Origin of the sequence: Streptomyces sp. HUAS ZL42 (assembly GCF_040782645.1) — a bacterium.
GTDB lineage: Bacteria > Actinomycetota > Actinomycetes > Streptomycetales > Streptomycetaceae > Streptomyces.
Genome location: NZ_CP160403.1, coordinates 304436 through 319281 on the forward strand (window position 1 = coordinate 304436; position 14846 = coordinate 319281).

Below are 14846 nucleotides of genomic sequence, written 5' to 3' on the forward strand. Positions count from 1 at the left end.
GGGACTGTTTCCGGTTCCTCTGGACTTCACGGATCAGGAATCCACGGCGGCTTCGCCGCTCGCGGTGGGGAAGGTGAATGACACGCCGAACGCCCTGCTCCGGTCACCGTCCGCGGGCCTGCCGGGAGGCAGGCGACGTGGCAGGGCGCCGGGGGCCGGATGCCTTGGTGGGATCGCTGTGTACGGGCCTCGGTGCGGGCGACGTGGCCTCAGGAAAGCCCGATGGCCTCATACCGGCCACCTCTGCCGAGTGCGCCGGCACAGGCGGCTGCCGCGGCTGCCCTTGCTGCCACGGGGGCGGAGGGTGACCCCATGTGTGCGGCGACGGCAACGGCGAATAGCCGGCATGCGAAGACGGGGTGACCGGGCCTGTGTTCCAGTTACCCGTCCCCGGTGTGGCAGGTGGCGGCGACGACTGCTCCTGCCCCCATGACTTCGTTCCTGCCGGATTCTCGGACGACGACCGCTGCCTCGACACCTTCCGTCCGATGGCAGCCCAGATCACCATCCCTGCCAGCCCGAACGGCAGCGCCATCCCCAGCGTCGCTCCCAGCGTGAGTCCCACGCCCAGTCCGAACAGCCCGCCCCAAAAAGTTGCCGTCCTCGACAGCGTCCGTGCGATCCCCCGTCCAGTCCTCAGCAGCGCCCGCCCGATTCTCTTCGCTATTCCCACAACTGCTGCTCCGGATCGCGACGTCGGTGTGGACAGGGCACATCAGGGCGTGGCAACACATCAGCATGCGTGGTAGTGGAGACTCCGCCGCCGGAGGACCGGGCCCGGCGACAGCGGGAGAGTGTCGTCAGGCCCGGCCCCGCAGGGAGGCCGCCGGGGGGACGGCGGCCTCCTGTGCCCCACAACGGGAATGAAGCCGGAGTGGTTCATCGCGTTGTTTCGGGCTGGCCTCCCGGTGACGCGGGGGTTCAGCACTTGTCGGGCCGCGGTTGGCCGGCGTCCCCGCGGCGCATCGTTTCGCCCGCGTACCTCAGTAGCCCAGCGCCTCATCGACATGGACGATGCCCAAGGGGCCGGGCGTGGCGGCCCGGGAAGGTTTCCCCCGGGCCGCCAGGGCCGTCAGCCCCAGGTGGCGCTGAACTTCTCGCCGTAGCCCTTGGCGTGGCCCGCCAGGTTGGGGTGGAAGGTCACAGTCGGATCGGTCGGGTCGACGCCGTGGATCCACGGGTCGTTGCTGCATGCCTCGTGCCCGTTGAAATGCTCGCGCATGTCGATGAAGTAGACACCCGCCTTGGTGGTAGCGGCCATGGTGCCCTCCGCCAGCGCGTCGGCGAGCGCGTTCATGTTGGCCCGCTTGTCGGCGCTGAGGTCGATCGGGGCAGCGCACGAACCGCTCTCGGCGATCACCCGCGGGTAGCCGAACACGAGGACCAGGGCCCGTGGCGCGCGGGCCTTGATGTCGGTGTACAGGGCGGAGAGTTCCTCCACCATCTGGTTCTTGGCGTAGTGCGACATCCACTGCGTGGCCGTCTTGCAGTAGGCGTCGTCCTCGGTGAGGCACGCCCGCGCCACCGAGGCGAACTGGGCGTCGTTGCCGCCCACCGTGACCGTGACGAGGTTGGTCTCCTCGGTCACGGCGGACAGCTGCTTCTCCCGCACGTCAGCGATGGTCGCACCGCTGCAGGTGACGTCTCTCAGAACCCAGTCGGAATGGCGGAACGCCCACTGGTTCGGATAGTTGTTCTCGCTCCGCAGGCAGGCGCCGCTGGAGGGGTCGTTCCGGCCCGCGCCGACCCCGGATGCGTACGAATCCCCGAGCGCGGTGTACCGACCCATTTCCCGCTGTGCAGAGGTGCTGGCCGCGGTCTGCGTACCTCCTAGGGGAGCGCTGACCGCAGCTCCCGTAGCGGCGACTGTCAGCAAGGCGGCAACGGCGGCCGACTTCAGTTTGCGCATGGCTTCCTTCTTGATCGTCGAGCCTGGATCAGGCTCAGCTGCGGTTCGACTTGGAATGCGCGTGATCCACGCCACTGTCCGCGGATCCGCCGGGAAGCGGCCGTCGGTGGCGGTCCCGGCGAGGAGGCCGCCCGGAGGAGAGGAAGTGGTGCGGCCTCAGCCACCTCAACGGGATGAGCGGCCCAGTGGTTCAATGCGCCTGCACGGACAACTCGACCTGGCACAGGCCTACTTGTTCCACCTCTTGTTGGTGTCGTTGACCTCCAGCTCCGCCGCCGTCAGGTCCACGTGCAGCGGGATTCCGGGGCGGCTGCCGACCTTGATCAGAAAGTTGCCGAGGCCGGGCGGGTCGGCGCGGCGGCCGCCCGCGGTGTCCCAGGCGGGTGGGGTGGACCAGTCGACCAGCAGGCGTTTCTCCGCCTCCGTAAGCTCCACGACCTGGGCCAGCTGCGGCATCTCGGCCGGAGGCAGGCCCGCGCAGATCACCATGCCGGCGCGTTCGACGAAGCCCTTGGCCTTGGTGCGGTCCTCCTCGGTGGGCAGGGCGAGGAGGTCGTCGATGCTGTGCGTGACCATCGCCAGGCCGACGCCGCGCTGCCGGTCGAGGCGGGTGAGGGCGTTGACGCGGTCGACGAGGCCGCGGCCGGCCTGCAGGACACGCCACAGCTCGTCCATGACGAGGAAGTAGTTGCGCTGCGGCTCCAGACCGGCGTCCGCCAGGGCGTGCGCCGCGGAGACCGCGCCGAAGCCGTAGGACCAGCACGACAGCAGGGCCGCCGCCTGGAGCAGGATCTCGCTGTCGTCGATGCCGCTGACGTCGAAGCAGACGGGGCGGTCCAGCTTCATCGCCTCTGTCGTCGGGCGGGCGAAGGTGCCGCCCAGGCGCCCGTCGCCCAGCAGGGCGGTGAGTGACGCCTCCAGGTTCTCCGTGATGTCTCGGTAGCGAGTGATGTCGCCACGGTCCAGGGCGACCGAACGCACCGCCTCCGGAGCGTCCTTGATGACCTGTAGCAGGTCCCCGAGCACCGGTACACCCCGCCTCGAGCCGGCGGCGTGGCAGTCGTCCAGGACGTTCAGCGCCGCCGAGAGGATCGTCTCCTCGCGGTCCGTCGGCGGCGCCGAGCGCAGGATGGTCACCAGGGCCGAGACCATGTGGAGGCGACGGCCGTGGATGTCGGCGAGGAGGCGGCGGCGCGCGTCGCCGGTGAGCCGGGCTGCGGCCTGGAGGGACTCGCCGGGGTCGAGGACGTTGAGGTTGCCGCGGCCCCGGCCCAGGCTGATGACCTGGCCGCCGATCGCCCGGATCAGGTCCGCGTAGTCGGGCTTGAGGTCGCCGAAGATCAGGGGGTGGACGCCGTAGCCGGAGAGGCCGAGTGCCATGCGCCGTACGATCGTCGACTTGCCGAGGCCCGGGCGGCCCAGCACGAACATGGACGGGTTGGCCAGCAGGCCCGTGCGCATGAACCACGACACGGGGTCACAGCACACCGTGGCCCCGGAGTCCAGGTCGCGGCCCAGCGGCACCCCGACCATGGGGGTTCCGGCTCCGGCGCCGAACGGCCACAGGCCGCAGACCTGGGCCGTGGTGCCGCGCCATTCGGGTGCGGGGTCGACGTAGCCGACCATGCCGCCGCCGGGGCCCGGCCAGCCCCGGGACGTCGGGCGCGGCCCGCGGGGTTCCTTGGTCGTGCCTGCCATCGAGTCGATCCTCCTGTGTCGCCGTCGCCTTGCGTCTGTCTCCGTCGCCCTACATCGCGTCCCGTACCGTCTGCGGCAGCGCCGTGTGCAGCGGGAGTACCAGCCCCAGCGGCAGCGCCGCCGCGAACGCCGCCGCCTGGGAGCCGTAGACGGGCCGTACGGCGATACGCGCGGCCGGCGCCAGGTTGTCCAAGGCGGCGGCCGCCGTCGTCAGTTCCTCGGCGGAGTTGACGGTCGCCGTGATCAGCAGACCGAAGCGGATGACCCCGTGGCCCTGGGCCTGTTCCTCGGTGGTCCGGCGCGCGGCCGTGACCTCGGCGTCGTCGCGGGCCTGGCCGATCGGTGACTGCTGGGCGGCGAACAGGGCGTTCTTGTAGTCCTGTTGCACGACGCGGGCGCCCTCGGAGCGGGTGTGCGGGCGGTAGAGGAGGGTGACGCGCTTGCGGGCGATGTCGAGACTGGGCTGGACCAGGCCGGTCAGGACGTTGGAGAAGACCTCGCCCTGCGGGGCCTCCGTCATGGCCCAGGTCACGCTGAACGCGCCGTCGTGGCGGTAGTGGTCCCAGGCCTCCTGGGCCGCCATGGGCCCGGCCTCGTCCCAGGTCAGGCCGGTGCCGCCGGCGGCCTGCGCCTCCTCGACCAGGGACGCCACGGTCGGGTCGTAGGCGACGCGTATCGCCTCGGCGAGCTCGGTCGCGGTCATCGGTACGGCCGTGCCGGCGCCGGTCATGGCCAGCCCGGCGGTCAGGCCGGGCAGGCGGGTGCCGATGTACACCGCCATGTCCTCGGCACTGCGACGGGGTGAGCCGGGACGGGCCGCGCCGGAGTACGTCAACGCGATCCTCGTGGCGATCTGCGCCGAACCGGCGGGATAGGCGGCCAGTACCTCCCGGAGCATCGACCTGGCCAGGTCAGGGGCTCCGGCGAACCAGTTCGCGGCGATCTCCTGCTGCAACCGGACTCCGGAGTCGGGGGCGGTCTCCACGGTGACGCTCACGGCGACGAGGTCCGGCTCGGCGCCCAGGGTGGACAGCCACTGGCCCCAGTGGGCCACCCAGGTGTCGACCTGCTGCTCGTCGACGAGGGCGGCTCCGTCGGCGTCGCAGGAGATGACAACGGTGTGATGGCCGGTCGCCGGGATCGTGATCATGGCGAACGGGCGTCCGTAGCCGTCCTGCGCCTCCGTCAGCGCGGACTCGGCGGCCAGACCGGGCAGTTTGCAGGTGCCGTGACCGGCCCGGCCCATCGGGCCCGAGCGGTACAGGTGGCCGCCGGAGGATGTCGTGCGCCACCAGGCCAGGCGGACCGCGCCGCGCTGCATCAGCGTGCGGCCGTGCCGGTCCCGTACGGCGAGCGGGGCGGTGAGCACCGCGAGCACGACCGCCAGGCCCAGCGCCACCCATATCGAGATCAGCGTGGCCAGGACCACGGCGATCAGCCCGGCGAACAGCAGCAGGGTCGCCCCGAGGGACAGCCCTCGCAGGCCGGAGGCGCGGGGCTTGCGGAAGTTGCCGTACGTGCGGGGATGGGGTGTTTCAGTGACTGCCACGAAGCTTCTCCTGCTGGTCGTCGGCGGGGTCACGGACCGGCACCGGCATGGGGGCCGCCGCTTCCTCCTGGTCGTACGGGTTTGTCTGCTCTGCGTCCTGCGAGTGCGCCGGCCGGGCGGGGCCGCCCGCGATGCGCTCGGCGTCCGGTGCGCCGCGGGGCCGGTCGGCGCCCCGCGCCGGGCCCGGGCCGCGGGTGCTGCGTACGCCGGTGGTTCCCGCCCCGTCCGGGCTCAGCGCGGCGCCGGACACCGACCGGCCGGCGGCCAGGCTCCGCAGGTGCGGTACGGGCAGCGCCCCGGTGACCGTCACCGGGCCGCCGGCCCCGGCTGACGCTCTGGCCGCGCGGCCCGTGCCGGAGACCGCCGCCTGGACGACGGGGGCGGCGAACCGCATCAGCGCGGGCAGAGTGAAGCAGGCCAGCACGATCAGTACGACCCCGGAGACCATGGAGACGACCTCGTCGCCCTGACTGCGGCCGCTCATCGCGAACGCGGCCGCATACACGACGGCCGCGGCCGGCTTGTACAGCACGAAGGCGAGCAGCCATCCCACGGACCTGCGGAACCAGACCCGGCCGCCGGCGGTGCCGCTGACCGCCGCCGCCAGGGGCAGCGTGCCGGTGAGGATCACCAGCATGGCCATCCGTACGATCATCAGCGCGATCTGCGCCACGCTCCCGGCGATCACCAGCATGGCCATGATCAGGACGAGGAACGACGAGTCCGTGCCGCCCAGCGCCAGCATGGCCGAGGTGCGTTTGTCGAACTCGGCGACACAGCTCGCCACCGGCTCGCCGGTGGCGCTGATCTGCTCGCAGCCGGTGGACCTGTCGATGATCCAGACGCTGAACTTGTCGCCCGCCACGGCCAGCAGATTGACCGTGGCGACCCCGGCCGAGGAGACCACCACCAGGTTGAGCAGCCCCTGGAGCGCCTGGCGGGCGGGCTCGCCGCGGCGCTGCCAGGCGATGTGCCCGGCCGCGACGACCAGGCAGAGTACGGCGGCGAAGGACGTGAACCAGAGCGTGGATCCGCGCAGGAACGCCACCGGGCCACCGGTGTCGTCCAGGTCGGGGGCGCCCAGGTTCATCCAGGCGCTGCCGAGTGCCTTGACGGTGGTGCTCGCCGCCTGTGCGGCGCTCTCGGCGATGTCGTCGAACGCACTGCCGCCAAGGTCCTTCGGGGCCGTGCCCGCCCCGTCCCCCACGCAGTAGCCGCCGATCGTCGGGGCCACCCAGCCGAAGTCGCAACCCGCCATCACACTCCTCCCCACTCGGCGTATCCGGCGAGGGAGTCGACCGGGGTGGGGGCGGGCGGGTCGGCCGGGTACTCCAGCCTCCAGTCGCCGTCCCGCCACAGCACGGTGGTGGTGGCGGCCTGCATACGGCCGTCCGGGAACCGCCACACGGTCTGGATCACCGCCGTCGTGTCGTTGTAGGTGACGAATCTGAACCCGGCGATCTGCCCGTGCGCGGCGCCGCCCCCCTCGTCCGGGGGTGCCGTCCGTTCCGCCTCGGTCCGGTCGGCGATGTAGGTGTCGCGGCCCTCGCCGACGGTCTGGGTGCGGGTCACCTTCCGCCAGTCGTCGGCGGCCAGGTAACGCACGCTGATCTGGCTGGTGGCCAGCAGGGCGCCGACGGGGGTGTGCGCGTAGCAGCGCGCCGCGTCCTCGTCGGCCAGGGCAGGGCCGGCCGCCTTCGAGGAGGGGAGGGCGACGGCTTCGTACAGGGTCCAGGTCACGCCCGCGGGCGCGGAGGTGGGCACGTCCTGCCGTTCGTCGGCGAGTTCGGGGCACTCGGCGTCGTCGGCGGCGGGCGGGGACCGCGGCGGGTCGGCGGTGCGGGTGCCGGGTGACGGAGCCGTGGTCGAGCCGTCCTTGCCCGAGGTGTCCGAACCGACGGCGATCGCCGCTCCGATGACGGCGACGAAGCCGATGAACGCGGCGGCGAGGACGAAGCCGGTACGCAGCCACGGACTGCGCGGCTCGTCGGGCGTCGCGCGGTCGCCGGGCTCTGCCATGTTCCTCCCCCATCCTCGTGGGTTGTCAGGAGACGAGACGTCTGACGAGACGTCCTGTGAATCTCGGGACTAGACGAGCGCCCCGACGATCCCGGACGCGGAGCCGACGAGCAGGCACGCCCCCAGGACGAAGCCGAGGCCTCGGGCGTGCTCGCGGCCACCGCCCCGGGAGTGGTCGATCGCCATCCTGGCGGCGACGCCGAAGATGCCCGCGACACACAGGGCGGTGACGCTCCAGGCCACCCACTTCAGCACCGTCAGCAGCCCCTCCGCGCCGGGCGGCGCCTCTCCCCCGCCGACGTCCGGCACGCCCGAGGGCCCGGCGGACGCCCCGGCGAGGTCGGTGAGAGGGGTTATGTGAGGTGAGGCGTCCAGAGCGGCCGCCATCAGGCTGGACAAGGGGGTTCCTCCCTGTTGTGGGGACGGGCCTATACGGGCCGGGTGAGTCGGGTCAGGTCGCGGGCCATCGGCGCGCATTCCTTGGGCAGGTGGGCCATGGGCGACTCACCGAGCCGCCAGGGCTCCACCCACGGGATCTCCCACAGCCGGGGCACCGCGCCGGAGACCAGCCGCACGAGGTTCTGCAGGACCTTGGGGCGTCGGCCGGGGGCATCGGCGACGACGACCAGGCCGAGCAGATCGATGCCCGTGACCATGCCCGAGGCCCATTGCTGCGCCGCGTTCTGCGCAGCCCTGATGCCGTTCGCGCTGGTCCGAGCGACGAGCACGACCGACTGGGAGCCACCGGACACCGGCCAGGCACGGCCCGCGTCCCGGCCACCCGGCACAGCCCGCTCCAGGGTGCTGACCCCCGCGCCGCCGTGCACCCCCAGCCACCACCAGGCCTGGCCGGCACCCGTCCGAGGCCTGGTGACGGGCAGCGCGCGCTCGGGCCGCGGCACCCCGGCACCCTGGGGTGCCGCCGGGCCCGTGAGCTCCGCCTCCTGAACCGATCGCCCGGGTTTCCCGTTGAGGCCCCCCGAAGGGCGCGGCTGCGGCAACCAGGGATTGACATCCGACACATCCCCCGCCACGGCATCTCCTTCAACTGCTGACGCAACAGCCCAAACTTATACAGAAGTTGCGAACTGGGCGCAAGTGATGATTTTTCAGAAACAAGGCACACAGGGCGAGTTGCGCCCTTCCTGAGCGCACGGGTCTCCGAAACGCATGGGTTCTTGGGGGGTTGGACATGAGCGGCCAGGCCACACAGGCGAGATCTGCGGTGCTGGTGACGGGCTGCGCCGTCCTCGGGCTGCTCGGCTCCATGGTCTGCCTGTCGGTGCTGGGAGCCGCGGAGCAGGAACAGGATGCCGCCCCCGTAGGGTTCGCCACCACGTTCGACTCCGGGCGCGTCCCGACCGAGTTCGTGCCGTGGATCGAGCGCGCCGCCCGGCAGTGCGCGGAGGTCAGCGCCCCGCTGCTGGCCGCCCAGATCGAGGCGGAGTCCGGCTGGAACCCCTCCGCGGTGAGCCCGGCCGACGCGCGGGGCCTGAGCCAGTTCGTCCCCGGCACCTGGGCGACGTGGGGCGTGGACGCGGCCGGCAAGGACGGCAGCCCCCGACCGGACGGCGTGGCCGACCCGTTCACCCCGGGCGACGCCATCATGACCCAGGCGCGCTACGACTGCTGGCTCGCGGACAAAGTCAAGAAGACGAACGTCGCTGGCGATCCCACACGGCTGATGCTCGCCGCCTACAACGCGGGGCCCGGCGCGGTCGAGCAGTTCGGCGGCGTTCCTCCCTACCCGGAGACCCAGGCCTACGTCGCCGCGATCATCGAGTCGATGGCCGACTACACGGACGGCGAACCGGCCGAGACCGGCGGCGCGTTCGGTGAACGGGTGGTGGCGGCCGCCAGGAAATGGCTCGGCACCCCTTACTCGTGGGGCGGCGGCGGGCCGGAGGGCCCCGGGCGCGGGTACGCGCAGGGCGCGAACACGGTCGGGTTCGACTGCTCCAGCCTCGTCCAGTACGCGGTCTACCAGGCCAGCGGCGGCGAGGTCCTCGCGCCGCGGGTCTCCCAACTCCAGGTCACTGCGGGCAAGGCGGTGCCCCGCGACAAGATGCGGCCCGGTGACGTGATCGGGTTCAACCTGCACGGCAGCTACGACCACATCGGCATCTACATCGGCCACGGGCAGTTCATCCACGCCCCCAAGACCGGCGACGTGGTCAAGATCAGCAGCCTCGACGAGCCCTACTACACCAGCAGGCCCCAGAAGGTGAGGCGCTTCGGATGACGCTCTCCCGTGCGCGAGGTACACGCGACACCACCGCGGTGGCCGCGGCGATGCTCGCACTCGTCCTCGCCGTGGGCGGCTGCGGCAGCGGCGGCAAGCAGCGTGACGCGGCTACGACGCCGTCGACTCCCACCGCGACCGGCACCGGCCCGTATCCGACCCCGTCCGGCCCCCGCGAGGCCTCGCCTCTGCCGACGGGCTCCAAAGGCACCCCCCGGGGAGGCACCACCCGGCCCCGCGACGTCGACCAGGAGGACGCCGACGCAGTCGGCCGGAGCACGCTCACGGTGATGTGGACGTTCGACACCGCCATCGACAGCGGCCCCTACGACGCCAGTGTGCGCGCCGCGGATGCGGGCTGGCTGACCCCGGCGTACGCGAAGCGGCTGCGTACGCACCAGTCCCGCTCCGTCCCCGGCACGCAGTGGCGGGAATGGGCCGGTCACCACGCCTCCACCGTCGTCACGCTGGAGAAAGCCGAGGACGCCGCGATACCCCCCGACACCGGCACCCAGGCCTGGCGGCAGTGGGCGGTCACCGCCTCCCCGCACGGCCGCGACCGGTGGACGGGCGAGCCCACCACCGTCGTCGCGTATGTGCAGCTCATCCGCGCGGCTGCCGGCCAGGCCTGGCGGGTCGCCGACGTCACCGTCCGATAGCCCGGACCTCCCCGTCCGACAGCCAGGAGAAGTTCATGCCGACGACGCACGAGTCCACCGAAGTGCCCGCCTGGCCGGTCTACGCCCTCGCCGTGCACGACGACGGCCGGGTCGAGGCCTCCGGCCCTCTGGTCCCCATGACCAGGCACCCCAGCCGTACCTCGGCCATCGGCACGGTGGCCGCCGCGGCCGCCAGGCTCGGCCGTCCGGTGCGGGCCAGGGCTACCGAGCCGGACGGCACCGTATGGCACCTGGCCATATCGCCCGACGGCGCGGTGAGTGAACTCCCCGGCGGCGGACAGCGTGCGAGGGCGCCGAAGCGAGGCGACGGCAGGCCTCCGGCTCACCCGGCGAGGGCGGCCACCGCCCCGGCGAGAGCACCCGGGGCCGAACCGGACCCGCGCACGGGGCCCGACGCGTACGCCGAGTCGCTGGCCCTGGTCACCGAACACCTTCAGGCCGGCCGTGTCGACCGGGCCGCGGAGCTCGCCGCGCTGCTCGACGATCAGGCCGCCGACACTCTCGGCGTCTCCCACCCCGACGCCCTGGGCATCCGCGAGATCCGGGCCCGCGTCGCCGTCCTGGCCGGGGACGTCGTCGGCGGCGTGCGGCTGTTCCGCGACGTCGCCGAGCGCTGGCACTACCGGGGGGACAGCGAGCGGGCCGAGGCCGCCGCGGCTCGCGCCGAGACGGTCTGGCTGCAGATCACCGATCTGGACACGGCGCTGTCGGCCGGGATCGGCGTGGTCCGCCTGCGCAACCAGATCCCGGGTGAGGACGGCAGCGCGCTCACCGCCGTCCTGGAACACCAGGCATGGCTGGCAGCAGCCCGCGCGGCAGACCGCGAGCCGCTGCCGCGCGCGCACCCCGCGAAACCGCTGCCACGAGCGCTTCCCGCGGCGGACCGGTCCACCAAGGCGCGGGGACGGCGCCCTATGCCGTCCTGGGAGCGCCCCGCGCAGGACACCAGTGCGGCGAGATGAGTCCGCAGCGCCTCACGCCGCGGGCGTGCACCACCACGCGGGCTTCGCGCCGACCTCCTCGTCGGGAGTCGCGACGACGCCCAGGGCCATGCGCAGGGCCCGTACGGCGTGGTACAGGCGCGATTTGACGGTGCCCGGCGGGATACCGAGCACCAGGGCTGCCTCGCGCGTCGACCTGCCGCAGTAGTAGGTCTCGTACACCACCTCGCGGTGCTTGGGCGACAGCGCGCTGAACGCGTCCCTGAGGATCATCGAGGAAAGCAGCTGGTCGACGTCGTCGCGCTGCGCCAGCAGTTCGTCCAGCCAGGCGGTGCCGTCGACCTCCTGGGGACGCGCCATGCGCAGCCGGTACTCGTCGACGACGAGATTGCGGGCCACCCGGAACAGCCACGGCCGCTGGGGCTCGCCGCTTTCCAGGTCCTGAGTGCGCCAGCAGCGCAGCAGCGTCTCCTGCACCACGTCCTCCGCTCTGTGCCGGTCGCCCCCCAGTAACCGCATCACATACTTGTACAGATCCCCGGCTTGCTCGTCGAACAACGTGCGCATCGCTCGTTCCCGAGCGGTGACCGCTCCCGTGGAACCCATCACGGTCCAGCTCAAGGTCGCACTCCCTCGTCTGTGACCTCCTGACGGAGGTCAGGTTTCGAGGCCTTGGTCAGCGGCCTCGATTCGCGGGGAGTCTTGCGAGCGGAGTTCCACGTCGTGTTGACGAGCGATTGACGGCGCGAGGGGCGGATGGCATCGGAATTCGGGCCGCACAGGGTGGCGGCGGGGCCGCACAAGCCGTGCCGACGCGCCGCCACTGCCCGGTTGAGCTGCGCTGTCTCTCTCAGGCAGCTCCGGTGACGTGGGTGGCCGACGCGGCGGTCAGGGCGTGCATACGGCGATTGACGAGGTGCGGCAATGCGGCGTCCGTCACTGTCGGCCCGTCCTGTTCCGCGCGCACGGGCCACACCGCGAGCAGCGCGGCAAGCAGTGCCCGGCCGTGGTCGACGGCAAACGGCACGTCGTCGATGAGCAGCCATGCCGCGACCGCGCGGATCAGCTCCTCACGGGCTCGGAAGTCGCCCTGCCGGTGGCGGATCCGGGCGAGTTCGAGGCAGGTGGCCGTGGCGAGGCGGTGGTTTTCGCCCCGGTGGGCGACGAACGCCTCCAGGGCGTGGGCCTCAAGCGTGTGGGGGTGCTCGGGGCCGAAGGCGCGTGCGGTGTGCTCCCGCAGCCGGAAGGCGAGTGCCGCCGCCCGTTCCAGCGCGCCGGTGTCCAGGGACTGGCGCACGAGCCCGACGAGTTCGGCGAGCTCGGCCGGGACCGCCTCCGGAACCTGCGCGTCCACGGCGACGGGTCGTGTCCCGGCGGGGTGCGCGGGCTCGGCCGGAGCTGGACCGGTGGGCGAAGAACGTTCGGCTCCGGCGGCGGACGGCGCGCCGCCCACGGACAGCGGCTCGCCGGCGTGTGACGGCCCCGCCGCAAACGCCGGCCGGGCGGCAGGCGGTGGCCCTGCCGGTGTCGGTCCGGCGGCGGGACGGGGCTCCGCCTCGGGCATCGCGTCGTGCTGCTCGTGGAGGAGGATCCGGCTCGAACCGTCGGGGGCGACCTCGACTCGGGTGGCGTAGCCCTCCTGTCGGTCGAGGATCGCCGCCTCTACGGGATCGCCCAGAGCCCGGGCCTGACGGTGCATCGCATCGAGCACGGCGACGTGGACCGGTTCGCCGTCCGGTACGGGGAAGGGTGCGCCGTTGACCAGCACACTGCCGTCAGGGCGGATCAGAACCTCCACCGCCGTCGAGGAGGACGGTGGCTGCGCTGCCGTGCCGTGGTGTGCGTCCTGGTCCTGTCGGGTGCGTTTGCCCAACATGTGCTGGCTCCTTGCTGTGCTGGTCACGACGAGGGCGTGGGCCGCGGGCTGAGGGAGGGGTACGGCGACTCGTACGGCATGTCGACGGAGTTGGAGTACAGGGCGAAGCCCGACCTGACGCCGATGATGTAGCTCTGCGCCCGGTCGTTGTCCGGTACGCCCTTCGCCTGCTTGACCGCGTCCAGGCCGCTGTCGTACGCCGCCAGGGTCAGGTTCAGGGGATCCCCCTTGACCTCGTTGTTGGCGATCAGTGTGTCGATCTCCTTGGCCAGTGAGCACATGTACTTGGACTGCGCCTTGATCGAGTCCGCGGCGTCCAGGCCAGAGGTCTTGTCATTGTCGTCCGCGTCCTCGCCGAACTCCTTGAACTTGTCCGGGGGCACTTGGGAGATGCCCTCTGCCCCGTCGGGGCCGACCAGCTTCTCGTTCCACCCCGACTCCAGCTGGATCTGCGCGGCGATGACGATGGCGCCGATCTGCGTGCACTCGTTCCCGGCTTCCTCGACGAGCGTGACGTACTGGGAGGGGATGGTGGCGGAGTTCAGCTGGCCCTTCCCGTCGCTCTCGTATGCGGCAATGACCTGGTCGTTGTCCAGCCCCCCTCCGTCGCTGTCGTCGCCGCAGGGCAAGAGGTTGATCTTGCAGAGAAGCATGAGCGGCCAGAACACAAACCCCAGAAGGCACGCGACCAGCGTCCCGATGGCGATGACGATGAGGAGGACGAAGGCGAGGCACCCCAGGATCGGCGCGCTGGCGAGGCCGGCGAAGAGCACGGTGTTCCTGGTCTTGTCCTTCTGGGCCTGCTCATCCTCACCGGCAGCTGCGCTCACGACCCGTCACACCCCTTGCGTTCGCCTGCACGACCTGGGTCCCCGACGGCCTTGAACCAGGTCACCCGATTTCCCGTAGTGGCTGCCCGACGGATCACCGCGAGCACCGCATGCCGCAACGGACACGGCGGTCCATCAGTTCAATCCGGGATCCGTCGCAGTACGCGAACGAGGGGAAACGAGGGAAGGGGTGGACGCGCATGGGCGTCCCTTCGGCGACGTCCGCCGGCTCGCAGATGTGGGTCCGCGGACCGATCGCACAACAGGCAGCGTCGGCGCGTACGGCACCGGCCGCACCATCGCGCCCCGCAGCCCGGACGGCGCTGCCCAGGCCCCCCACGCCGGCCGGACGAGCGCCGTCGGCGTCCCGGGGCCACCAGGTCGCCTGGGTCACCGCGCACGGAGGCTCCGGGGCGAGCACGCTCGCCCGGGTCCTGGGCGGCGCGGACATCGGCAGCCGGTGGCCCGACCCGGCCAGGGGCGAACCCGGCCGGGTGCTGCTGGTGGCACGCACCCACAACGCGGGCATGAGAGCGGCGTCCCAGGCACTGAACGCACTGCGCAAGGGGGAGCACCCCGCGGGAGTGCAGCTCCTGGCCGTCGTGCTCGTCGCCGACGCGCCGGGACGGCTGCCGCGCCCACTGGGCCGACGTGTGCGCGTGCTGCGTTCGGCAGCCGAGGTCCACCGCGTTCCGTGGATCCCTGCCTGGCGCCTCGGCGAGGAGGCCGACCAACTTCCAAGGGCGGTGCGCGCGCTGGCCCGGAGCATCGCGGCCCCGGCCGGCCACCCGGGGAGGCCGAGGTGAAGCTGTCGGCCGACTGGATCACCAAGGCGGGCATCAACCCGGACGACTTCGGCCCCAAGAAGGGAACCTTCGACCCGCAGCCCCAGGCCGGCGAATTGCTCGGCTACCTCTCCTGGATCGTGTCGGCCGCCTCCGTGGGGGGCCTGCTCGTCGTGGGCACCCAGATGGCCCTACAGCTGCGCCGCGGCGAAATGGGCGAAGGGTCGACCTATTTCAGGGGCGGCTTCTTCGTCATCGGCGCCTGCGTCCTCGGCACCACCGCCGCACCGATCGTCAATTTCCTGCTGTAGCCGGTT

The 14846-nt window shown here is 72.0% G+C and carries 15 protein-coding genes; 5 read left to right on the forward strand and 10 right to left on the reverse strand.

Annotated features, from left to right (window positions below; all coding sequences use genetic code 11):
* Window positions 1-1072: 1072 nt before the first annotated feature.
* The 7 genes from ABZO29_RS01545 to ABZO29_RS01575 form a co-directional block, all read right to left on the reverse strand.
* Window positions 1073-1789, reverse strand: coding sequence for an SGNH/GDSL hydrolase family protein (locus tag ABZO29_RS01545; RefSeq protein ID WP_367318301.1), 717 nt, complete (start codon window positions 1787-1789; stop codon window positions 1073-1075).
* A 348-nt stretch (window positions 1790-2137) separates the two neighbouring features.
* The gene (locus ABZO29_RS01550; RefSeq protein WP_367318302.1) at window positions 2138-3607 is read right to left on the reverse strand and encodes an ATP/GTP-binding protein; all 1470 of its coding nucleotides are present in this window, start codon (window positions 3605-3607) and stop codon (window positions 2138-2140) included.
* Between the two features lie 49 nt (window positions 3608-3656).
* Window positions 3657-5156 (reverse strand): SCO6880 family protein, encoded by a 1500-nt coding sequence (locus ABZO29_RS01555; RefSeq protein ID WP_367318303.1) that lies wholly within the window; start codon window positions 5154-5156, stop codon window positions 3657-3659.
* Window positions 5143-6414: a hypothetical protein gene (locus tag ABZO29_RS01560; protein WP_367318304.1), complete on the reverse strand. Its 1272-nt coding sequence runs from the start codon at window positions 6412-6414 to the stop codon at window positions 5143-5145. Before ABZO29_RS01560 ends, ABZO29_RS01555 begins: the two co-directional genes overlap by 14 nt.
* On the reverse strand, window positions 6414-7175 hold the full coding sequence (locus ABZO29_RS01565; protein ID WP_367318305.1) for a hypothetical protein: 762 nt from the start codon (window positions 7173-7175) through the stop codon (window positions 6414-6416). The genes ABZO29_RS01560 and ABZO29_RS01565 overlap by 1 nt, the downstream gene beginning before the upstream one ends.
* Before the next feature lie 69 nt (window positions 7176-7244).
* A complete protein-coding gene (locus ABZO29_RS01570) occupies window positions 7245-7574 on the reverse strand; it encodes a hypothetical protein (protein WP_367318306.1) in 330 nt (109 codons plus the stop codon).
* A 29-nt stretch (window positions 7575-7603) separates the two neighbouring features.
* Entirely contained in the window at window positions 7604-8077 is a 474-nt protein-coding gene (locus tag ABZO29_RS01575; protein WP_367318307.1) for a DUF6668 family protein, read from the reverse strand.
* Window positions 8078-8367: 290 nt separating this feature from the next.
* On the opposite strand from ABZO29_RS01575, the gene ABZO29_RS01580 reads away from it, so the two are divergent.
* From ABZO29_RS01580 to ABZO29_RS01590, 3 genes are read left to right on the forward strand one after another with little or no spacing between them, the layout of a single operon-like run.
* Complete coding sequence (locus ABZO29_RS01580; RefSeq protein ID WP_367318308.1) at window positions 8368-9417, forward strand: NlpC/P60 family protein; 1050 nt, start codon at window positions 8368-8370, stop codon at window positions 9415-9417.
* Window positions 9414-10076, forward strand: a complete 663-nt coding sequence (locus ABZO29_RS01585) for a hypothetical protein (RefSeq protein WP_367318309.1) — start codon at window positions 9414-9416, stop codon at window positions 10074-10076. The genes ABZO29_RS01580 and ABZO29_RS01585 overlap by 4 nt, the downstream gene beginning before the upstream one ends.
* A gap of 35 nt (window positions 10077-10111) precedes the next feature.
* Window positions 10112-11059 carry a hypothetical protein gene (locus ABZO29_RS01590; RefSeq protein WP_367318310.1) on the forward strand — a complete coding sequence of 316 codons (948 nt, stop codon included), beginning with the start codon at window positions 10112-10114 and terminating at the stop codon, window positions 11057-11059.
* Between the two features lie 12 nt (window positions 11060-11071).
* Here ABZO29_RS01590 and ABZO29_RS01595 read toward each other — a convergent pair whose 3' ends face one another.
* From ABZO29_RS01595 to ABZO29_RS01605, 3 genes are all read right to left on the reverse strand, one after another.
* Entirely contained in the window at window positions 11072-11659 is a 588-nt protein-coding gene (locus ABZO29_RS01595) for a sigma-70 family RNA polymerase sigma factor (protein ID WP_367318311.1), read from the reverse strand.
* A 229-nt stretch (window positions 11660-11888) separates the two neighbouring features.
* The gene (locus ABZO29_RS01600) at window positions 11889-12914 is read right to left on the reverse strand and encodes a hypothetical protein (protein WP_367318312.1); all 1026 of its coding nucleotides are present in this window, start codon (window positions 12912-12914) and stop codon (window positions 11889-11891) included.
* Between the two features lie 23 nt (window positions 12915-12937).
* Window positions 12938-13744: a transglycosylase SLT domain-containing protein gene (locus tag ABZO29_RS01605; protein WP_367318313.1), complete on the reverse strand. Its 807-nt coding sequence runs from the start codon at window positions 13742-13744 to the stop codon at window positions 12938-12940.
* Window positions 13745-13944: 200 nt separating this feature from the next.
* Here ABZO29_RS01605 and ABZO29_RS01610 point away from each other — a divergent pair, with 200 nt between their 5' ends.
* Window positions 13945-14550 (forward strand): DUF6668 family protein, encoded by a 606-nt coding sequence (locus ABZO29_RS01610; protein WP_367318314.1) that lies wholly within the window; start codon window positions 13945-13947, stop codon window positions 14548-14550.
* Window positions 14547-14840: a hypothetical protein gene (locus tag ABZO29_RS01615; protein WP_367318315.1), complete on the forward strand. Its 294-nt coding sequence runs from the start codon at window positions 14547-14549 to the stop codon at window positions 14838-14840. Before ABZO29_RS01610 ends, ABZO29_RS01615 begins: the two co-directional genes overlap by 4 nt.
* The last annotated feature ends 6 nt before the right edge of the window (window positions 14841-14846 follow it).